Below are 20,237 nucleotides of genomic sequence, written 5' to 3'. Positions count from 1 at the left end.
TCGTCAAAATCAAAAGCCACGGGGCCACCCAGTTGTATGAGCGGCCCCGTGGCTTTTGATCAATTTCTGTTTTGAGCCTGTTTTTGGAAAAACGGCCTTAAAACAGCTTATCCTTTATTGGGTTGGAAGTTCACCAGTTTCACAAACTCCAGTACGCGGGTGACAATCTCATCTGGTTGCAGGTCCACCAAACGCTCGGTGCCAAACTGCTCCACGCAGAAAGACGCCATAGCAGACCCATGGATCACGGCGCGTTTCATGTTCTCAAAGCTGATGTCATCCGTTGAAGCCAGGTAGCCAATGAAGCCTCCGGCAAAGGTATCGCCGGCGCCGGTGGGGTCAAACACCTCTTCCAAGGGCAAGGCCGGGGCGAAGAAGACTTCTTCCCCGTGGAACAACAGGGCGCCGTGCTCCCCTTTTTTGATGATCAGGTACTTCGGCCCCATGGCCATGATCTTCTTGGCGGCTTTCACCAGGCTGTACTCTTTGCTCAGCTGGCGGGCTTCCTCGTCATTGATGCTGAGTACGTCTACCATGCCAATGGTCTGGATAAGCTCATCATAGGCAATGTCCATCCAGAAATTCATGGTATCCATAACCACCAGTTTAGGGCGGTTTTTAAGGCGCTCAATCACTTGGCGCTGCACCTGCGGGGCCAGGTTGCCCAGCATAAGGTACTGGCAATCCTGGTAGCCTTCAGGGATGATGGGGTCAAAGTCGCCTAGTACGTTCAGTTCGGTGACCAGCGTCTCGCGGCTGTTCATGTCATTGAAGTAGCGGCCAGACCAGAAGAACGACTTCTCATTCTCTTTGATTTGCAGGCCATCTGTGTTGATGCCTTTGCTCTCCATCATTTCAATGTCTGACTTCAGGAAGTCGCCGCCCACTACAGACACCAGGTTGACGGGCTGCACAAAGTTGGCCGCAGACAGAGAGATGAAGGTTCCGGCGCCGCCGATGATTTTCTCGCGTTTCCCGAAGGGGGTTTCCAGCGCATCAAACGCTACTGATCCAATGACTAATAGACTCATTTTCTTTTTTCAATTATGCGTGAACCGTAGTAAGTAAGCGGTGTCACGTGGCAAGACATATGTTCCTGTTAAGAAAGATAAACTTAAGCAAAGATTTTCATTCTGCTCCAGCATCTGTTTCTTCCGCGCTCCCCTGCTGCCCGGCAAATGCAGCAGAAACGGAGAATAAACAAAAAAAGCTCCTGATCTCTCAGGAGCTTTTTGGGTGGCCGATGGGGTTCGAACCCACGACTTCCAGAATCACAATCTGGTGCTCTAACCAGCTGAACTACGGCCACCGTGTAATTGGAGAACAAAAGTAGCAGATGTTTTCAAGTGACGCAAGCACTTTCCCGCATTTTTCTCTAAAAATTAGCGCCTAGCGGCTAAACAGCACTCTTTCACCTCGTTTGCTTTCGTCAAATCTTCCCTCTTTATAGGCCAAATGACCAGAGACAATGGTATGCGTCACCGTGCCCGGCAGTTCCTGCCCTTCCAGCGGTGACCAGCCACACTTATAATAGATATTGTCTTTGGCCACGGTCTGGGGTTGCGCCAGGTCCACCAGCACCAGGTCTGCCCAGTAGCCCTCGCGTATGAACCCGCGCTTCTCTACCTGAAAGCAGATGGCCGGCGCGTGGCACATTTTCTCCACTACCCGCTCCAGACTTATTTTGCCCTGCTTGTGGAACGCCAGCATGACCTGCAGCGAGTGCTGCACCAGCGGCAGCCCGGAGGGCGCTGCTTTATAGGTGCCGGCCTGTTTCTCTTCCCAGGTATGCGGGGCGTGGTCGGTGGCAATGATATCTAGCCTGTTATCCAGCAGGCCATGGAACAGGGCTTCTTTGTGCCGGGCCTCTTTGATAGCGGGGTTACATTTGATTTGGGCACCCAGCGTCCCGTACTGCGCGGCGTCAAACCAGAGATGGTGTACGCAGACCTCGGCGGTAATGCGTTTCTGCTCCAGCGGAAGATCATTTCTGAACAGCTCCAGTTCCTCTGCGGTACTGATGTGCAGGATGTGCAGGCGCGTGTTATGCTTTTTAGCCAGTTCTATGGCCATGCTGGAGGATTTGTAGCAGGCTTCCACGCTCCTGATCTCGGGGTGGGCGCTCATGGGAATGTTTTCCTCACCGTACTGCTCAATGGCGCGTTGCATGTTGGCCCTGATGGTGGCCTCGTCTTCGCAGTGGGTAGCAATGAGCATGGGGCTCTGCTTGAAGATCTCCTCTAGGGTCTGCACATTGTCTACCAACATGTTGCCGGTGCTGGAGCCCATGAACAGCTTTATGCCGCAAACGGTGCGGGGATCGGTTTTCAGGATCTCCTCCAGGTTGTCATTGGTGCCGCCCATAAAGAAGGAGTAGTTGGCCAGTGATTTCTGGGCGGCGGTGTCATATTTATCCTGCAGCAGCTGCTGGGTGGTGGCGTTGGGCACGGTGTTGGGCATCTCCATGAAGGTGGTCACACCTCCGGCCACCGCGGCCCTGGGTTCACTGTACAGGTCCGCCTTGTAGGTAAGGCCCGGGTCCCGGAAATGCACCTGGTCATCAATGATGCCGGGCAGCAGATATTGGCCTTGGGCGTCTATGACCGTGTCTGCCACGGCGTTCAGGTTCTGGCCGATGGTGTGGATATAACCGTCTTTCACCAGCACATCAGAGGCCATGATGCGGCCTTCGTTCACGAGCTGGGCGTTCTTGATGAGGATGCTGTTCATGGCGCTAAGATAAAGGAGAACCTTAAACCCCACTAAATAAAGCAATTGTTTTGGGCCTGTTTTCCCAAAACGGTCCCAAAACGTATTATCTCTCAGGAGGAAAGACATCAAAATTCAAATCCGTACCTTTGCACCAATGATAGAAGAAGAAAACAAAAATTCTGCCCCGGAGCAGGATGCGCCTATACCCGCCCAACCCGAGCAAACCTCTACGGACGACGCAGCTGAGGAAGCTGTTGACCAGAACGAAGAGGAAGAGGAAACCGAGCAGGAAGAAGAGATTGCCTTGCCTTCATTTGAGGATTTTAAGCTGAATAAGCAGTTATTGACTGCCGTAGCCGACTCGGGCTTCAACAAGCCTACGCCGGTGCAGGTGCAGACCATTCCCCTGGCCATGGCCGGGCATGACGTGATGGGTATTGCTCAAACGGGCACCGGCAAGACCGCCGCCTATGTGCTGCCGTTGCTCATGAAGGTGAAGTATGCGCAGGGCAAGAACCCCCGCGCCCTTATCCTGGCCCCCACCCGCGAGCTGGTAATGCAGATTGAGGAGGCCGTGCACAACCTGAGCCATTATACCGACCTCAGGACCGTGGGCATTTACGGCGGCGTGGGCCCTAAAACCCAGATTGACCGCATCCGTGAAGGCGTAGACATTATTGTGGCCACCCCGGGCCGGCTCATGGACCTGTACCGCAAAGGCGAACTGGTGCTAAAAGAACTGAAGACCCTGGTGCTGGACGAGGCCGACAAGATGATGGACATGGGCTTTATGCCCCAGATCCGGCAGATTCTGGAGATTATTCCGCGCAAGCGCCAGAACCTGCTCTTCTCGGCTACCATGCACCAGAAGGTGTTGGTGCTGTCTGAGGAGTTCCTGGAATTCCCGATGAAGGTAGAGGTAACGCCACAGGCCACGCCGGTAACAACCGTAACCCAAGTGCTGTACCAGGTACCTAACCTAAGAACCAAGATCGCGCTCCTGGAGCACCTGGTGAAGGACAAAGAGACGTTTAACCGCGTCATGATCTTTACGCGCAGCAAAACCAACGCCGACAACGTGAGCTCCTTTCTGGACCGCAAAGGCAGCGGCGGCGTGCGCGTGGTACACGGCAATAAAGGCCAGAACACCCGCATTAATGCTGTAGAGGCGTTCAGAGACGGTGAGGTGCGCTACCTGGTAGCTACTGACGTGGCCGCTCGCGGCATTGACATTCAGGACGTGAGCCACGTGATCAACTTTGACGTGCCCATTATCTATGAGGACTACGTGCACCGCATTGGCCGCACCGGCCGGGCCGAGCAGAAAGGCGCTTCCATCACGTTTGCAAACGAGGCTGAGATGCACCATATCCACCGCATTGAGCAATTGATCAAGATGAAGATTCCTATGGCTACCATCCCAGAGGAAGTGGAAATCCATAAGACGCCTTTTGACGAGCAGCAGGAAATCAACAAGGAGCTGGACCTCCAAAAACGCCGCGACGACCCTGACTTCAAAGGCGCCTTCCATGAGAAAAAAGCCCGGCCCAAGTATGACAACATAGGCAAGGGTGAGAAAGTGAGAGACGCCAAGAAAGCCGGTTGGAAGAAAACCAAGGCAGGCGGGGGCAGCAAGCGCAAGAGTCGTTAATTGTTGATTGTTAATTGTAGATTGCACCAACATCTAAACCGTGTTTTGAGGCCCTTTTCCTGAAAACACCTCTAAAACAGGAGAGCCGCTTAGTTTCCTAAGCGGCTCTCCTGTTTTATATTTATATTCTCTAGCTGAAAACAACAATCAGCAATAAACAATCAACAATTTACCGTTGAAGGAATTGCAGAAATGGCAGGTGGCTCAGCTTAAAGAGAGTAAACGTCACGGCAAAGCCCCAGAAAACGGCGCTCCAGAGCATGTGCAGCCAGATTCGGCTTCTAGACACGCCTAATACCGTGGCCAGGACGGTGCCTACAATGGGGGTAAACAAAATGGGCGTAAGAAACGCGATGCCAGACATGCCAAAACGCTGCCAGACAGAGACAATGCGGCGGTTCTTCTTGCTGAACATGGGCTTGTTCTTGGCTTTTTGCCTTTCTACGTAACGGTCGTGCACGGCGGCCCCAATAATGGAGAACAGGAAAACGCTGGTCATCATGCCCCCAATGGTTAGGCCCAGGGTAGCCCAAAAAGGCAACCCCATGGTAACTCCCGCTATGGGCCCACCAAAAAATTTGACGGAACTCAGAAGAAAGACAGAAATATATTTAGCAACGGCAGCAAACATACGGCCTAAAAATTAAAAGGTAATACAGGCAAAATAGAGGAAATACCCACGGGCACAAGAATACAACAGCCTCAGTCTCCTTAAGTTAGAATCATTTGTATAGTCTCTAACGAAAAAAGAAACAGCCGATGTATCTTTTAAGAAATTACTTTTTGCACTTTTCTCATCTTTTTTCCCCAAACGACAAATCGCCGGCATCGCCCAGACCAGGCACAATGTAGGCTTGCTCGTTGAGGCGCTCATCCAGGGCTCCCAGCCACAGTTCGGCTTCCGGAATCTCGTTATGAAGATGCTCCACTCCCTCTGGGCTGGCAATGACGGCCGCAATGATAATGCGCTTGGGCTTGCCGTACCGCTGCATGTCTTTATAGGTAAGGGCCAGAGATTTACCAGTGGCCAACATGGGGTCTACCAGAATAAGAACCTTGTCTTCCAGGTGAGGGGTGGCCATATAGTCTACGTGCACCGAAAGCTGGCGCTCGCCTTCTACCCGGTAAGCGCCCACAAACGCGCAGGTGGCATTGTCAAAGTAATTCAGGAAGCCCTGGTGGAACGGCAAACCAGCCCTAAGGACGGTGGCCAGCACCGGCATTTCCTGCAACAGCGTCTGTTGGGTGGCCGCTAATGGCGTCTGGATGGTTTGTGGGGCGTAATCAAGCGTCTCAGAAATCTTCAGCGCCATGATCTCGCCTAACCGCTCCAGGTTACGCCGGAAACGCAGGCTGTCTTTCTGCACGGTGACATCGCGCAGCTCTGCGATAAAATGATTGGCTAACGAAGGCGTTTGGCTAAGGATGTAAAGACGTTTAGAGTCCATTGAACGGTGGTTCTTTTAGATTGAAGACTTAAAGATAGGTACGGAACCGGCTGTGCACCAAAGCCGCTATAAAATTTAGCCACCCCGGGCACTTCGCTGCCCTCAAAGTCAAAGGTTTTGCCGGTGCCCGCCGCCTGTCTGATGAGCTGGTCCAGGAGAAAGGCCATGGCATTGCGGCGCCGGCCTACCGGGGAGCTGGCCCCAAACAGAAACGTGAGGCGATGAGGTGTGTGGAGCATGAAAGCCGCCGCTACAACTTCTCCAGCTTCGCGTACTTCATACACCTGCCCTACTCCCTGCCGATGGGCGGCCTGGTACAGTTGCGCTACTTTCTGGTAATGTCGGGGCCTAAGGTCTGGCAGTTCCTGCCCTTTGGTGCGTTGAAACAAAGACAGCAGGGGTTCTATGGATGTGGTGGTCTCCAAAACAAGCGGAAAAGCAGAGGCTTTAGTGAGGTTGCGCCGCAGGTTAGTGGAGTATTGCTGCCGGATTTGGACATAGCTTTTATCTAAGGGCAACTCATAATTAGGCCTGAACCGCCACTGCCAGGGAGCTGATAAAGGGACATTGGCGGCTCCCGGCCAAGGCATTTGGTACTGCACTGCCGCGAACTTGTAAGGCAACAGCGCCAGATAATCTATTATAGAGGTTTTCTGACTGGCGGGGGTAAGCACCAGGCCCAGCTGCTGGGTAAACAACGGTTGATACACGCGTTTCTGCCCCAGCAGCATTTTCACGGGCAACGGAAAAACGGAAACGTAGGCGCCGTCTTGTATTTCTACCAGGGCCTCCCAATTCTTGCCGCACACCACGTCCAGGTACCAGGCCTGCGCGTACACCAACGCCTGATGCGCCCGGGCCAGGCAGTCGGCCCAACGGGCCTGGTCTATCTCATGGTGGCGCAGCAGCTGTATCATTTACCGGGCAAGATAAGGTTTTGCAGGCGTTTCCTGCCACATGGTTGCCAGGGCTTCGGGCCCTAGTTTCTGTTTTGGGCCCGTTTTAATAAAAACGGGCCCAAAACATTTTTCCTTTTACCCACTCAGGACTCAGAACTCATGACTCAGAACTCCCTACAGGCAACCCCGACCCCAAGTGTAGAGTACACGCACAAATTCCAGTATCTTTAGCGCTTCTATTCTAATTCGTTCTTATGAAACAAATATACCGTTTGCTGTTGCTGCTTTTGGTGACCGCCAGCCCGGCCCTTGCTCAGGATGCCACCGTTCCGCTCAACCAGGACGTGTACCGGGTTATTGACCGCTACCATATCAAGCACAACACCGAAACCCTGCATACTTCTTTCAAACCCTACGGCCGCGCCCGCGTCGCTACTTTAGGCGAGACGGCCAAGCAGGAATCCATGTCGCAGGGGTCGGCGGCAGATGAGTACAACATTAATTACCTGCTCAATGACAACTGGAACTATACCCGCTACGCCCGCGAGAACGAGAGCCAGCGCCCCCTCCTTCGGCATTTCTACACCAACAAAACCGACCTATACCACTATGAAAGCCCTGAGTTTACGCTGCGCGTGAACCCGGTCATCGGCCTGCAGGCCGGCAAAGACAATGAAACCGATGGCCTGCGCTACATCAATTCCCGCGGCGTGCAGGTAGAAGGCTCCCTGGATGGGAAACTGGGGTTCTATACCTTCTTAACCGATAACCAGGTCAAGCTGCCGGGCTACGTGAACAACCGCATTGTGCGGGATACCATTGTGCCGCATGAAGGCTACTGGAAGACCTTCGGGAAAGGGGGCTATGATTTTTTCTCGGCCAGAGGCTATATCAACTACGCCGCTACCAAACACATAAGTGTCATGCTGGGCCATGACCGCCACTTTATTGGCAATGGTTTCCGGTCCTTGATTCTGTCAGATTACTCCGCGCCGTATTTCTTCCTGAAACTACAGACCCAGGTCTGGAAACTGCAGTACACCAACCTTTACGCCGAACTCACCGCCGACCATGAGCAGCGCGACCAATTGTATCCTAAAAAGTACATGGCTCTGCATCACCTCAGCCTGAACATTCTGCCTAACCTGAACGTGGGGGTGTTTGAGTCAACTATCTTCGGAAGAAGCAAGGGCCGGTTTGAGCTGCAATACCTGAACCCGCTTATTTTCTACCGGGCCGTGGAGCAGGGCCTTGGCTCAGAAGACAACGCCATCTTAGGCGCCGATGCCAAATGGAATATCTTAAACCGGGTGCAGTTGTATGGGCAGTTGGTGCTGGATGAGTTTTTGATCAGTGAATTGCGGGCTGGCAACGGCTGGTGGGGTAACAAATACGCGCTTCAAGGCGGGGCGAAGTACATTGATGCCTTCGGGGTGTCTAACTTGGACCTGCAGGGCGAACTCAACTACGTACGGCCCTTCACTTACTCCCATGAGCAGCCCTACACCAACTACCAGCATTACCAGCAGCCCCTGGCCCACCCCATGGGCGCCAACGTGGCCGAGGCCATTGGCATTATCCGGTACCAGCCGCTGCCCAAGCTAACCGTCACGGCCAAAGCCATTGTGAGCCAGTACGGCCAGGACCCCGAGGATACGTTTGACCCGGAAGGAAACAGAATACAGGCCAACTTCGGCGGCAACGTGCTCAAATCCTACAACACCCGCTCCGGCGACTATGGCTATGAAGTAGGCAGCGGCATCAAGACCAACCAGGTGTATGGTGAGGCCACCGCCTCTTTCCAGCTCATGTACAACATGTTCCTAGACGTGACCCAAGTGGTACGCCGCGCCGAAGCCAGTGATTCTCGCTTTGACCAAAAGACCTCCTTCTCGGCGGTCTCTTTCCGGTGGAACATCCCGCAGCGCACGCACGAATTCTAAGCAATTAATCGTTATCGCCAGCCATCGCCCGCTTTTCTATTATGGAAGGCGGGCGATGCTGTTTTATGCCTGTTTTCCGGAAAACAGGCCTAAAACGGGTAGCCTCCGGGAAAGCGGGGTTTTCGCTGGCAAAGCCTTACCTTTGCGGCAATGAAAACATATTTCCGTCTTCTCAACTTCGCGCGCCCATTCAGCCAGTACGTTCCCACCTACGCCATTGCTACATTGCTGGCCACCGTGTTCGGGATTATGAACTTTGCGCTGCTGGTACCGCTGTTGAATATCTTGTTTGACCAGGTGGCCCTGCAGGAAATCTCTGTGATGAAGCGCCCTGAGTTCACCTTCAGCTTTGGCTGGGCCAAGGACTTTTTTTACTACTATTTTGGGCAGGTAATTAATGACCAGGGGAAACTGGGAGCTCTTAAATTCATCTGTTTGATTCTGGTCGCCTCTGTCATGCTCACCAACCTGTTCCGCTACATAGGCCTCCGGATTGAAGGCGTGGTGCGGGCCAAGGTGGTGAAGAACCTACGCATGCAGGTGTATGAGCGCCTTACGCAACTGCAACTGGGTTTCTTCTCAGACAAGCGCAAAGGCAATATTATGTCTACGCTTACCAATGACGTACTGGAGGTGGAGAACTCAGTAGTGAGTACGCTTAACGTCTTGTTCCGGGAGCCGTTTCTGGTGATTGGCTATTTTGGGGTGCTGTTTTACATGTCGCCGCGGCTCACGCTGTTCAGTTTGCTGGTCCTGCCAATTTCGGGCTTGATCATCTCCAACATTTCCAAGAAACTAAAACGCCAATCGTCACAAGGACAAGACGCGCTAGGTTCTATCCTGGGTATTATAGACGAGACCTTAGGCGGCCTGCGGGTGGTGAAAGGCTTCAACGCGCAGCCCTACGTGATAGATAAGTTCAAGGAAAGTAACAGCCGGTACGCCCGCATCATTACCTCCATGAATAACAAGCGTAGCCTGGCCTCCCCCATGTCTGAGTTCATGGGCGTGAGTGTGGTAGCTGGTATCTTGTATTACGGTGGTTCTTTGGTCTTAAGTGGTGAATCTGACCTGGAGGCCGCGGCCCTGATTGGCTACTTGATTCTGTTCTCGCAGGTGTTATCTCCGGTAAAGGCCATTTCCAATGCGTTCAGCAATATCCAGCGGGGTTTGGTGGCCGGCGAGCGGGTACTGGCCCTGGTAGATACCCAGCCATTGATCAGAGACAAGCCCGATGCCAAAATATTACCAGCTTTCTCTAATGAAATAGAGTTCAAGAACGTAGGCTTTAAATACGCCGCTGACCCTATCCTGCAAGACATCAACCTGCGCATTCTTAAAGGCAAGACCATTGCCTTGGTTGGCCCCTCGGGTGGCGGAAAATCTACGCTTGCTGATTTACTACCGCGTTTTTATGACCCCACCGAAGGCGCTATCACCATTGACGGCCTGGACCTGCGCGACTGCTCCTTGTTCTCCATCCGGGAACAGATGGGTATTGTGACGCAGGAGTCAATCCTCTTCAATGACACCATTTTCAACAACATCGCCTTCAACAAGACAGACGCCACCGAGGCCGAGGTCATGGCCGCCGCCAAGATTGCCAATGCCCATGAGTTTATCATGCAGTCTCCAGAAGGGTACCAGACCATGATTGGCGACCGCGGCGGCAAGCTCTCGGGGGGCCAGCGCCAGCGCCTGAGCATTGCCCGCGCCATTCTCAAGAACCCGCCCATTTTGATCATGGATGAGGCCACCTCGGCCTTGGACACCGAGTCTGAGAAACTGGTGCAGGAAGCCCTCACCAACCTCATGAAAAGCCGCACCTCTATTGTCATTGCCCACCGCCTCAGCACCATTCAGCATGCAGATGAGATCATTGTCTTGCAGGGCGGCCGCATCGTGGAGCGCGGCAACCACCAGGAGCTGGTACGCCAAAGCGGCCTGTATTATAAGCTTACCCAGATGCAGACTACTTAATTGATTGCTGGTTGTTGATTGCTGATTGTTCGCATTTCGTCCCCCTTTGAAGGGGGTTGGGGGATGATTACACCTACTGGGCTAATTTTATAAGTACTTTGAAAAAAGCATTTGAGGCTCTCGCCTTACTGAAGTTGAAAACTTCAGTCCAAGGTAGGTCCAAGTTAAAAACTTGAACCAGAAGACATGGGTTAGTGAATCTCAGCACACGAAGTCATCCCCTTAACCCCTTCAAAGGGGGACGATATGTGTGTACTGCAACTGGTGAAACAATTAGCAATCAACAATCCCTTTTAAGCCTGTTTTCCTGAAAGTAGCCCCAAACCATACACCGTTTCCAAAAGAAACAAACAGAACCACAGCTAAATCCTGGTTTTCCCGTAAAGGTTAGAATATTCATAATATCTAATGTTTATTCAACCTCAGCCTATATGGAATCATTGAAAAAGCTCTTAAATATTCTGGTGATGGCCTACTTGCTGGTCGCTTTTCTGTTTTTGCTGCGCATTTTAAGCGTGTCTAAGTTTGTGGCCCTGTTTGACATGACAGACAACGCCGAGTTCTTTAACCGCATGCTGTGGATGGGCGCTATCTTGCTGCTGGCAGAACTGATTGTGGAAAACACGTATATTGCTACCCTAAAGCGGGGCCTGGAGAAAGAGCACCGGCAAATTACAGAGCTAAAGGCCCAGCTGTATGACCAACGCCTGAAGGCTACCCCAGTAGTGCCCGTGACCGCTGTTCCAGACCAAACCTGGACCAGACCCGAAGACACTACTTATACCCAGACTTCCAACCCGCACCACACGGATACCACTTTTGAGGACGAACAGGGACCTATCATCACGCCGGCTCCTATTCCGCCCACGCTTAACCCAGACGAGAACCCAAACCTGCCGCCGACAGACCACCGGCCTCATTACTAAATGGAAACCACCCCTTCCGCCCTCATTCTGCAGGAACTGCAACAAGCCCAACAGGTACTTTCTGATTTTTTAGCCCAACCCAGCACCCTGGCTTCTATTGAGCAGGCGGCGCAGTTCATGGCTACCTGCCTGCAGAACGGAGGCAAAATCTTGTCTTGCGGCAACGGCGGCTCCATGTGTGACGCCATGCACTTCGCTGAGGAATTGACCGGCCGTTACCGCGATGACCGCGCGCCCATGGCCGCCATCTCCATCTCAGACCCCAGTCACCTAAGCTGCGTCTCCAATGATTATGGCTATGACCAAGTGTTTTCCCGCTACGTGCAGGCCCTCATTCGTCCCGGCGATGTGCTCCTGGGCATAAGCACCAGCGGCAATTCAGGCAACGTCTTAAAGGCAGCCCAGGTAGCCAAAGAAATGGGTGCCCACGTGATCACGCTCACCGGCAAAGACGGCGGCCAGCTGGCTCCTTTAAGCGAGGTAGAAATCAGGGTTCCCCACTTCGGCTACGCCGATAGAATCCAGGAAATCCATATCAAGGTCATCCATATTCTCATTCTGCTCCTGGAAAAGCACATGGCTATTTCTATTGCCCGGTAGGCCGGACAAGAGCAGCGTATACCGATAAAAAAGCAGCCCTTATGATCCGTCAGTTCCTGATGCTTTTTCTTGCTGTGTCTTGTCTGGCCTGTGGCCGCCCTGAACAGGAAAAGCAACCCTCTCTGCCAGCATCAACGGCCGGAGAGCCTGTTCAAAGGCCTGAAGAAAAGGTTTCCAAGCCGTTGGCCCCGCTAGAAGATACCGCTTACCTTATCATACCAGGTGAACAGATAGGCCAGCTCAAACTGGGTGACTCCCCGGAAAAAGTGCAGGCTGCCCTGGGCAAGCCCGATGCCGGAGATGCCGCCATGGGAAAGGCCCTTTCGTCCTGGTTCAGCTATCAAAAAGATTCCACTATTCTGCACAGAGTAGATGTGTTCACCGTTAGGGAGCACACCGGAATGCCAGATGAAACCGTGGGTGTTAATCAGATACGGATCACCTCGCCCCGCTTTTCACTACAAGGCCACCAGTTGCAAGTGGGTAGTACTTTGGCGAACCTAAGACCTCAGTTCCCTGGAATCAGGCCCGTGGCTTATTATCTGGGAGAGGAGAAAAAGCGGGTCTATGTGTATGACGCCCCTACCCAAGGGATTGTGTTTGAGATTAATGGTTCAGACAGCATCTGTGTTGCCATTAGTATTCATGCCAAAGGCCAAGAGATCAAAGGCCGCTATCTGCCTGTTCACCCAAACTTGGTTAACCTAAATGAGAAGTAGTGATCCGTTTCTGTTTAAACCTGTTTTCTGAAAAACAGGCTCAAAACAGAAAGCTATTTTGGCAAGAATTCATCTTCTGCGCAGGAGATCAAGGAAACCTACCAAGGTGTAAAGATTTCTATTGTCTGGTTTTGACCTGTTTTCCAAAAAACGGGCTTAGAATATACTTGACCAGAAATAGGTAAAGGAATTATTTCCAGCCCTTTACTGTTGGCCCACTCAAGTCAAATACAATATTGGATCTATAAATTATATGCTGGTAAAAACCTTCGGTAGTGCGGTGCAGGGTGTTAATGCCTATACCATTACCATTGAAGTAAATGTATCTGCGGGTACCAAGTATTACATGGTGGGCCTGCCAGACAACGCCGTAAAAGAGAGTGAGCAGCGCATTGAGTCGGCGTTAAAGCACAATGGCTACAAGATGCCGCGCCTGAAAGTGGTCATCAACATGGCGCCGGCCAACGTAAGAAAAGAAGGTTCGGCCTATGACCTACCCATTGCCATTGGTATTCTGGCCGCCTCTGAACAGCTACCCTTACAGCATCTGGAGCAATACGTGATCATGGGCGAGTTGGCCCTGGACGGCGAGCTTCGGCCTATCAAAGGCGTGCTACCCATTGCCATACAGGCCCGAAAAGAAGGTTTTAAAGGGATTATTCTTCCCATCCAAAATACCCAGGAAGCCGCTATTGTCAATAACCTGGAAGTCATTGGCGTCTCTAACCTCAAAGAAGCTATAAATTTTCTGAGCGGAAACCTGGCCATTGATCCGGTCCGCATTGACACCCGTGATGTGTTCCAGGCGACTGTTCACCAATACACCGCCGACTTCGCGGATGTCCAGGGCCAGGAAAATATTAAGCGTGCTTTGGAGATTGCGGCTGCAGGTGGCCATAACGTGATCATGATCGGTCCGCCCGGTGCGGGTAAGACCATGCTGGCCAAGCGCCTGCCTTCCATCTTACCGCCCCTTACCTTGCATGAGGCCCTGGAAACCACCAAAATCCATTCGGTGGCTGGCAAGTTGGGGGCGCAGGGTTCTTTGCTGGCGCAACGCCCGTTTAGGTCGCCGCACCACACTATTTCAGATGTGGCTTTGGTGGGCGGGGGTGGCAATCCGCAGCCCGGCGAAATATCTTTGTCACATAACGGGGTGCTGTTCTTAGATGAGTTGCCGGAGTTTAAGCGGTCGGTGCTGGAAGTGATGCGCCAGCCGCTGGAAGAACGCAGGGTCACCGTTTCACGGGCCCGCCTCACCATTGATTTCCCGGCTAACTTTATGCTGGTGGCCAGCATGAACCCCTGCCCCTGTGGCTTCTACAATGACCCCAACAAAGAATGTGTCTGCGGCCCCGGCGTGGTGCAGCGCTACCTTAACAAAGTCAGTGGCCCGCTATTGGACCGCATTGACCTGCACGTGGAAGTAACACCCGTCTCCTTTGACCAGATGACCGAGACGCGCAAAACAGAGACCAGCGGTGACATTCGGGAACGCGTGGAACGGGCCCGCAAGTGGCAAGCCGAACGGTTCCAGGAGTTTCCTGATATTCACTCCAATGCCATGATGCCGCCACAGATGGTGAAGGACCTGTGCCGTATCAATGAGGCCGGCCGCCGGCTGCTGAAAGCCGCCATGGAGAAACTGGGCCTTTCGGCGCGCGCCTATGACCGTATATTGAAAGTGAGCCGCACCATAGCCGACTTGGCCGGCTCTGAGGAAATAAAGATTGAGCACCTGGCAGAAGCCATCCAATACCGTAGCCTGGACCGCGAAGGCTGGGCCGGTTAAGCACACCTTCCAGTTAAATTTACGAGAGTCTTCTACAATGCACTACCTACAAAAGGTAGTGCATTCTTTTTGTAGGCCCTGGATGTCTCTGGCAAACACTGACTTCACTAATTGATACTGGGAAGGGCTTTCTAATAAAGGGAAATGCCCGCCGGCGGAGATAAAGATGGTTTTCCTTTAAACATAAAGCGGCTTTAAGAGCTGTGTCCATAAATCTATGTGGGTAAAACGCCGGTTTTTCCGCTTTACTTGAGGTGTACCATAAGGCATCGCTCTCCCTTTAACACACACCGCAGATAGGGGTAAGCCAGAGACGAACTGTCTTATAGTAAGTTCATTACCAGCATTCCCCCATCTCTGGCTGCGGGAAAATAGCAGATAAAGAAGCCTTTTAATTTTTTATCTAAGCCTGAAATAAAACGTAAACACAACCTACTGTCCATCAATTAATCAGCGCCACGCGTCCGCGTTTACACTTCCGGGAACAGTTCCTGTTCAACCCCTAAACACCAAAAGCCTATTGAAACACGCTTACTCTTTAATATAATCCCTATGAAAAAGTTAGTCTTCTTCTTTGCCGCGTTGTTTATTCCATACTTCGCGCAAGCCCAGGGGGGCATCTCCTTAGGCCTGAAAGCAGGCGCCAACTACAGCTCGCTCACCGGCGACAACACCAATAACCTGAAACACAAGTTCGGGTTCCATGGCGGGGGTTTCCTGGACTTCGGCCTCTCAGACATGGTCTCCATAAGGCCAGAGCTTCTTTTTTCTGTGAAAGGATACTCCGTAGAGACCACCAGTGACGATGATGACAACCAAAGCTTCAGTTATATAGACGTGCCCATTCTGGCCCACGTGTACGCTGACGGCATTTTCTTTGAAGGCGGCCCCACCCTTGGGTATATGGTGGCCGTGAAGGAAGGCGACACCGCCGATTTCAAAAAACTGGAGTTCGGCTACGCCGCAGGGCTGGGCTATGAAATGGAAAGTGGCATGGGCTTTGGACTACGGTACCAGGGCGGCCTCACCAGCCTAAGTGATAACGACAATGACCCAAAACAGAAGAACTCAGTCTTTCAATTGTACCTGAGCTATCTGCTGGGAGGCAGGTAATGTTTGTAAACCAGGCCTTTCTGGTTTCCGGCACTACCCCAAATCACGACAAAAAGGTCTTGCACTCACTTCTGTTTTAAGGCTACTTTTCAAAAAACACCTTTAAAACAGCTTCCTATTTTTCTTGCTGGCCTTACCAACAGCAGAGCTTAGCAAAACCATAAACCATTATCTAAGCACCTGAAAACCAACATTTACGAAAACCGTTTTTGGCTTTTTTAAAGTATCTCCCTATTGACCGGCTTCTTCTTTTTTTCAAACCGATAAAATAAAAACAAACATTTAGCGTCTTAGCCGTATAACGGGGAGATTTTACCCGGCTTGTTATCATGACAGGCATTTTACCTTACCAAAATAACCTTATGAAAAAGATTGTATTATTTGTAGCAGCAGCATTATCCTTCAGTTTTGCCAACGCGCAATCTGGTCCACGTATTGGATTAAAGGCCGGTGCCAATTACTCTAATCTTTCTGGCGCAGAAAACCAGGACATCTATGACTACAAGCTTGGGTTTGTGGGTGGCCTTACCGGTAACTTCAGCCTAAGCAGTGACGGCTTCCTTTCTGTGCAGCCTGAGCTTCTTTTCTCACAGCGTGGGTACCAATACAATGATGAGAAATACACAATCAATGGCGTTGAATACAAGAGCAAAGGCGACATTAACTATAACTACCTTGATTTACCCGTGCTCTTGAGAATCAATGCCGGTGGCTTGTTCTTTGAAGGAGGTCCGCAGGTGTCTTACCTGTTAGGTATTAAAGACAACACAGAGACCAAAATTGGAAGCAGAGACTATGATACTTCCAGAAGAGTTGACAAAGATGACCTGGCTGAACTGGAGATTGGTTACGCGGCTGGTTTGGGTTACCAGATGGAAAACGGCCTTAGCTTAGGCTTGCGTTACACCGGTGGTATTAACAAACTGGCCAAAGAAGGAAATGATGAACTGACCAACGCCCGTTCACAGGCCTTCCAACTGACCTTAGGATTTTTATTCCCAAGCAGATAATATCTGATTATCAGATTCCTAAAACAAAGGGGCTTCATGTGCATGAAGCCCCTTTGTTTTTACCCTGCTCAAAGCCTGAAAAAAAATTCTCAGATTCTTCGTCCAAAAAAATTTCTTACCGTATAGAGGGCAATTGTTTCAAAAACAGGCACAGTGTTTGATTAGCGTCTGTCAACATTGGAACCGATTCTAAAATTCAAAACCATGAAAAAATTATTCTTCTCTCTGGCCGTGATCGCAGCTTCTTTCACCGCACAGGCGCAGTCTTCTTTTGGGATTAAAGGCGGGGTAAACTATTCTAACCTCTCCGGAGACTTAAAGGACGAGTCTCGTTACAACAATAAAATAGGCTTTGCCGGCGGTCTCTATTTCAATGCCCCGGTGGTAGGAGACTTCTTCTCTATCCAGCCAGAGATTCTGTACTCTAACAAGGGTTACAAATATGATGACAATGAGCAGACTACCTTGCTGGGCCGTGAATACCGCTATGAAGGTACCTCTAACTTCAATTACATAGACGTTCCGGTACTGGCTAAAATCAAAGCTGGTCCCTTGTTCCTGGAAGCAGGTCCGCAGGTGTCTTACCTGATCAATGTGAATGACAAGACCAAAACCTACGTAGATGGTAAATTACAGGACCGTACCGTAAGTGAGAAAAGCAAAGAAGGCTACTCAGATTTTGAGGTGGGCTATGCCGCCGGGGTGGGCTTCGCAACGCAAAGTGGCGTGAGCTTAGGCCTGCGCTACAACGGGGCGTTCACAGACCTGGCAGATGACTCTCCCGCTCGCGGCGATTTCAAAGATGCCCGTCACTCTTTGTTCCAGCTGACAGTTGGTTTACCGCTGAGCAAATAATTTTGAGACACCAGATGTAAGACGCAAGACCTAAGACTTGTGCACGTAAAAAATCCCGCCTTCTAATTAAGAAGGCGGGATTTTTCTGTTTTGGGCCTGTTTTGGCCAAAACAGGCCCAAAACAATATTGTCTTATGTCCTGTGTCTACATTTTGCCGTGCAGCTCCGCGAAATGCTGGTAAAATAACGGGATGGTTTCAATGCCTTTCATGAAGTTGAAAATACCAAAGTGCTCATTGGGTGAGTGAATAGCATCTGAGTCCAGCCCGAAGCCCATAAGTACGGTATCAACGCCCAGTTCAGATTTGAACATGGCCACAATAGGAATACTACCCCCGCTGCGCACCGGCACTGGTTTCTTCCCAAACGTGTCTTCCATGGCCAGGGCCGCTGCCTTGTAGCCTGCCGAGGTAGTAGGCGTTACTACCGGCTCTCCGCCGTGGTGAGGTTTTACTACCACTTTCACGCTGGGCGGCGCAATAGACTCAAAATGCTTCTGGAACAGTTCGCTGATCTCCTCTGAGCTTTGGTGGGGCACCAAACGCATAGAAATCTTCGCGAAGGCCTTAGAGGCAATCACCGTTTTGGCACCCTCGCCGGTGTAGCCACCCCAGATGCCGTTCACGTCTAGCGTAGGCCTGATAGAGTTGCGTTCCATGGTACTGTACCCGGCTTCGCCGTCTACGTCAGATAGATCCAAGGCTTTCTTGTAGGCATCCAGGCTGAACGGAGCGCGGGCCATCTCGGCACGTTCCTCGGGGCTCAGTTCATCAACCTTATCATAGAAGCCTGGGATGGTGATGTGGTTGTTCTCATCGTGCAAAGAGGCAATCATCTTGCAGAGCACATTGATCGGGTTGGCTACCGCGCCGCCATACAGCCCGGAGTGCAGGTCGCGGTTAGGGCCGGTTACCTCTACCTCATGGTAGCTGAGGCCGCGCAGGCCGGTAGTCACCGATGGCACGTCGTTGGCCAGCATGCCGGTGTCTGAGATCACGATCACATCGCATTTCAGAAGGGCTTTATTTTGCTTTACAAACGTAGCCAGGTTCACAGAGCCCACTTCTTCTTCACCCTCAATCATGAAGCGTACGTTGCAAGGCAGGTTCTGCGCATGCATCATAGTTTCAAACGCCTTCACGTGCATGTAGGTCTGGCCTTTGTCATCACAGGCGCCGCGGGCGTAAATCTTTTCGTCCTTGATGACCGGCTCAAACGGCGGCGAGTCCCAAAGTTCATACGGGTCGGCGGGTTGCACGTCATAGTGGCCGTACACCAGCACCGTGGGCAGGCTGGGGTCAATGATTTTATCGGCGTAGACAATGGGGTTTCCGGCGGTCTCAAACAGCTGGGCATTGTCTGCGCCGGCGGCTTCCAGTTTCTGGCGCAGGTAGTCGGCGGCTTTGAGCACGTCTCCTTTAAAGGCAGCGTCTGCGCTCACAGACGGGATACGCAACAGCTCCAGCAGTTCCTGGATAAACCGGTCTTTGTTTTCTTGGATATAGGCTTTCATAGGGTGCGATGGTTGAAAGGTGAAGTTAAAACAAAAAAGCTATTCTCTCTCAAGAATAGCTTTTGAACGCCGTAATGTTCTCAAATCTTGTGGCCTTGATCTTTTGGCTTGGCCTTTTCTCGCGCTTCATCCTGTTTTGAGGGTGTTTTTGAGAAAACAGGCCCAAAACAACTTAAAGCTAAATGAACCAGCAAACCGGCCAATAATCAGTCTGGCTTTACTTACTCTTGAATGGGTTAATGGTGGCTTTGCTTTCCACTCCGCGCAACAGGCGGTCAATGTTTTTCTTGTGCGTGAGTACTACCATAAAGGCTATCAATACCCCAAACACCAACAGCAACGGATCTTCGGGCCGGAACATAGGCAGCAACAACAGCAAGGGGAATGAGATGGCCGCCAGCATAGAACTCAAAGAGACATATCTGGTAAGAAGCAACACCACCACAAAGATACCCAGGCACAGCAAGGCCACCGGCAAATCTACGGCCAGCACCATACCCATGAGGGTGGCAACGCCCTTGCCGCCCTTAAAGCCCACGTACACCGGAAAGATGTGCCCCAATACCGCTACCACTCCCAAGAGCAGTTTAAATTGAATAAGATGGTCTGGTGAAATAGCCCCCCAGTTCACCAATAGAACCGCCAATGAGGTAGCCAGCCAACCCTTGAAGATATCTACCAGCATGACAATAGAACCCGGTTTCTTGCCCAATACCCTAAAGGTGTTGGTAGCCCCGGCGTTGCCGCTGCCGTGCTGGCGCACGTCTATGCCGTAAAAAGACTTGCCTACCCAAACTGCCGTGGGAATAGACCCTATCAAATAGGCCAATAAAACTATCCCTGCAATAATAACGATGTCCATTGCTTTTTTTCCTCCTTTTACGGGCCAGTTGATCTCCCGGCAACCATTCTCCCCAGATAAATATATTTCTCCAAATATAGCAAAAAGGCTCCACCAATGCAGAAGCCAAGCAGGCTCTAAAGGCAACATCCCGTTTTAGGGCTGTTTTCTGAAAAACGTGCCTAAAACGGGATGCGCCGCCAAAAGAGAAGTAGCAGGGTTACCCTGCCTGCGC

17 protein-coding genes and 1 tRNA gene are annotated in these 20,237 nt (G+C 51.6%); 10 read left to right on the top strand and 8 right to left on the bottom strand.

Annotated elements, in window-relative coordinates:
• Nucleotides 1–107: 107 nt before the first annotated feature.
• The 3 genes from ACYVJQ_RS19640 to ACYVJQ_RS19630 all read right to left on the bottom strand — a co-directional run bounded on the left by ACYVJQ_RS19640 (nt 108) and on the right by ACYVJQ_RS19630 (nt 2,730).
• Nucleotides 108–1,031, bottom strand: a complete 924-nt coding sequence (locus ACYVJQ_RS19640) for a PfkB family carbohydrate kinase (protein ID WP_460894823.1) — start codon at nt 1,029–1,031, stop codon at nt 108–110.
• Between the two features lie 204 nt (nt 1,032–1,235).
• Nucleotides 1,236–1,309 (bottom strand) — tRNA-His (locus tag ACYVJQ_RS19635).
• An 80-nt stretch (nt 1,310–1,389) separates the two neighbouring features.
• Entirely contained in the window at nt 1,390–2,730 is a 1,341-nt protein-coding gene (locus ACYVJQ_RS19630) for a dihydroorotase (protein WP_460894822.1), read from the bottom strand.
• A gap of 136 nt (nt 2,731–2,866) precedes the next feature.
• On the opposite strand from ACYVJQ_RS19630, the gene ACYVJQ_RS19625 reads away from it, so the two are divergent.
• Nucleotides 2,867–4,363 (top strand): DEAD/DEAH box helicase, encoded by a 1,497-nt coding sequence (locus tag ACYVJQ_RS19625; RefSeq protein ID WP_460894821.1) that lies wholly within the window; start codon nt 2,867–2,869, stop codon nt 4,361–4,363.
• A 169-nt stretch (nt 4,364–4,532) separates the two neighbouring features.
• Here ACYVJQ_RS19625 and ACYVJQ_RS19620 read toward each other — a convergent pair whose 3' ends face one another.
• The 3 genes from ACYVJQ_RS19620 to ACYVJQ_RS19610 all read right to left on the bottom strand — a co-directional run bounded on the left by ACYVJQ_RS19620 (nt 4,533) and on the right by ACYVJQ_RS19610 (nt 6,728).
• The gene (locus ACYVJQ_RS19620; RefSeq protein ID WP_460894820.1) at nt 4,533–4,910 is read right to left on the bottom strand and encodes a hypothetical protein; all 378 of its coding nucleotides are present in this window, start codon (nt 4,908–4,910) and stop codon (nt 4,533–4,535) included.
• Nucleotides 4,911–5,157: 247 nt separating this feature from the next.
• Nucleotides 5,158–5,811 carry a uracil phosphoribosyltransferase gene (gene upp / locus ACYVJQ_RS19615; RefSeq protein ID WP_460894819.1) on the bottom strand — a complete coding sequence of 218 codons (654 nt, stop codon included), beginning with the start codon at nt 5,809–5,811 and terminating at the stop codon, nt 5,158–5,160.
• Complete coding sequence (locus tag ACYVJQ_RS19610; protein WP_460894818.1) at nt 5,766–6,728, bottom strand: GNAT family N-acetyltransferase; 963 nt, start codon at nt 6,726–6,728, stop codon at nt 5,766–5,768. The genes upp and ACYVJQ_RS19610 overlap by 46 nt, the downstream gene beginning before the upstream one ends.
• Nucleotides 6,729–6,964: 236 nt before the next feature.
• Here ACYVJQ_RS19610 and ACYVJQ_RS19605 point away from each other — a divergent pair, with 236 nt between their 5' ends.
• The 9 genes from ACYVJQ_RS19605 (at nt 6,965) to ACYVJQ_RS19565 (ending at nt 17,648) form a co-directional block, all read left to right on the top strand.
• Nucleotides 6,965–8,653: a hypothetical protein gene (locus ACYVJQ_RS19605; protein ID WP_460894817.1), complete on the top strand. Its 1,689-nt coding sequence runs from the start codon at nt 6,965–6,967 to the stop codon at nt 8,651–8,653.
• A 150-nt stretch (nt 8,654–8,803) separates the two neighbouring features.
• Complete coding sequence (locus tag ACYVJQ_RS19600; RefSeq protein ID WP_460894816.1) at nt 8,804–10,633, top strand: ABC transporter ATP-binding protein; 1,830 nt, start codon at nt 8,804–8,806, stop codon at nt 10,631–10,633.
• A gap of 431 nt (nt 10,634–11,064) precedes the next feature.
• Nucleotides 11,065–11,559: a hypothetical protein gene (locus ACYVJQ_RS19595; RefSeq protein ID WP_460894815.1), complete on the top strand. Its 495-nt coding sequence runs from the start codon at nt 11,065–11,067 to the stop codon at nt 11,557–11,559.
• A complete protein-coding gene (gene lpcA / locus ACYVJQ_RS19590) occupies nt 11,560–12,159 on the top strand; it encodes a D-sedoheptulose 7-phosphate isomerase (RefSeq protein ID WP_460894814.1) in 600 nt (199 codons plus the stop codon).
• A gap of 182 nt (nt 12,160–12,341) precedes the next feature.
• On the top strand, nt 12,342–12,878 hold the full coding sequence (locus ACYVJQ_RS19585) for a putative periplasmic lipoprotein (protein ID WP_460894813.1): 537 nt from the start codon (nt 12,342–12,344) through the stop codon (nt 12,876–12,878).
• Between the two features lie 253 nt (nt 12,879–13,131).
• Nucleotides 13,132–14,670, top strand: a complete 1,539-nt coding sequence (locus ACYVJQ_RS19580) for a YifB family Mg chelatase-like AAA ATPase (protein ID WP_460894812.1) — start codon at nt 13,132–13,134, stop codon at nt 14,668–14,670.
• A gap of 552 nt (nt 14,671–15,222) precedes the next feature.
• Nucleotides 15,223–15,783, top strand: coding sequence for a porin family protein (locus ACYVJQ_RS19575; RefSeq protein ID WP_460894811.1), 561 nt, complete (start codon nt 15,223–15,225; stop codon nt 15,781–15,783).
• A 362-nt stretch (nt 15,784–16,145) separates the two neighbouring features.
• On the top strand, nt 16,146–16,793 hold the full coding sequence (locus ACYVJQ_RS19570) for a porin family protein (RefSeq protein ID WP_460894810.1): 648 nt from the start codon (nt 16,146–16,148) through the stop codon (nt 16,791–16,793).
• 204 nt (nt 16,794–16,997) lie between these two features.
• Nucleotides 16,998–17,648: a porin family protein gene (locus ACYVJQ_RS19565; protein ID WP_460894809.1), complete on the top strand. Its 651-nt coding sequence runs from the start codon at nt 16,998–17,000 to the stop codon at nt 17,646–17,648.
• A 145-nt stretch (nt 17,649–17,793) separates the two neighbouring features.
• Here ACYVJQ_RS19565 and ACYVJQ_RS19560 read toward each other — a convergent pair whose 3' ends face one another.
• Together ACYVJQ_RS19560 and plsY are read right to left on the bottom strand one after the other, a co-directional pair.
• Nucleotides 17,794–19,161 (bottom strand): dipeptidase, encoded by a 1,368-nt coding sequence (locus tag ACYVJQ_RS19560; RefSeq protein WP_460894808.1) that lies wholly within the window; start codon nt 19,159–19,161, stop codon nt 17,794–17,796.
• Nucleotides 19,162–19,378: 217 nt separating this feature from the next.
• Entirely contained in the window at nt 19,379–20,023 is a 645-nt protein-coding gene (gene plsY, locus ACYVJQ_RS19555; RefSeq protein WP_460894807.1) for a glycerol-3-phosphate 1-O-acyltransferase PlsY, read from the bottom strand.
• Nucleotides 20,024–20,237: the final 214 nt, after the last annotated feature.

This window comes from Rufibacter soli, from assembly GCF_054781795.1.
This window is presented reverse-complemented; position numbering and strand designations above follow the sequence as displayed.

Bases quoted from the DNA above. Each gene is read 5' to 3' on its own strand.
- ACYVJQ_RS19640 (WP_460894823.1), bottom strand. From the start codon at position 1,031: ATGAGTCTATTAGTCATTGGATCAGTAGCGTTTGATGCGCTGGAAACC.
- ACYVJQ_RS19630 (WP_460894822.1), bottom strand. From the start codon at position 2,730: ATGAACAGCATCCTCATCAAGAACGCCCAGCTCGTGAACGAAGGCCGC.
- ACYVJQ_RS19625 (WP_460894821.1), top strand. From the start codon at position 2,867: ATGATAGAAGAAGAAAACAAAAATTCTGCCCCGGAGCAGGATGCGCCT.
- ACYVJQ_RS19620 (WP_460894820.1), bottom strand. From the start codon at position 4,910: ATGGGGTTGCCTTTTTGGGCTACCCTGGGCCTAACCATTGGGGGCATG.
- upp (WP_460894819.1), bottom strand. From the start codon at position 5,811: ATGGACTCTAAACGTCTTTACATCCTTAGCCAAACGCCTTCGTTAGCC.
- ACYVJQ_RS19610 (WP_460894818.1), bottom strand. From the start codon at position 6,728: ATGATACAGCTGCTGCGCCACCATGAGATAGACCAGGCCCGTTGGGCC.
- ACYVJQ_RS19605 (WP_460894817.1), top strand. From the start codon at position 6,965: ATGAAACAAATATACCGTTTGCTGTTGCTGCTTTTGGTGACCGCCAGC.
- ACYVJQ_RS19600 (WP_460894816.1), top strand. From the start codon at position 8,804: ATGAAAACATATTTCCGTCTTCTCAACTTCGCGCGCCCATTCAGCCAG.
- ACYVJQ_RS19595 (WP_460894815.1), top strand. From the start codon at position 11,065: ATGGAATCATTGAAAAAGCTCTTAAATATTCTGGTGATGGCCTACTTG.
- lpcA (WP_460894814.1), top strand. From the start codon at position 11,560: ATGGAAACCACCCCTTCCGCCCTCATTCTGCAGGAACTGCAACAAGCC.
- ACYVJQ_RS19580 (WP_460894812.1), top strand. From the start codon at position 13,132: ATGCTGGTAAAAACCTTCGGTAGTGCGGTGCAGGGTGTTAATGCCTAT.
- ACYVJQ_RS19575 (WP_460894811.1), top strand. From the start codon at position 15,223: ATGAAAAAGTTAGTCTTCTTCTTTGCCGCGTTGTTTATTCCATACTTC.
- ACYVJQ_RS19570 (WP_460894810.1), top strand. From the start codon at position 16,146: ATGAAAAAGATTGTATTATTTGTAGCAGCAGCATTATCCTTCAGTTTT.
- ACYVJQ_RS19565 (WP_460894809.1), top strand. From the start codon at position 16,998: ATGAAAAAATTATTCTTCTCTCTGGCCGTGATCGCAGCTTCTTTCACC.
- ACYVJQ_RS19560 (WP_460894808.1), bottom strand. From the start codon at position 19,161: ATGAAAGCCTATATCCAAGAAAACAAAGACCGGTTTATCCAGGAACTG.
- plsY (WP_460894807.1), bottom strand. From the start codon at position 20,023: ATGGACATCGTTATTATTGCAGGGATAGTTTTATTGGCCTATTTGATA.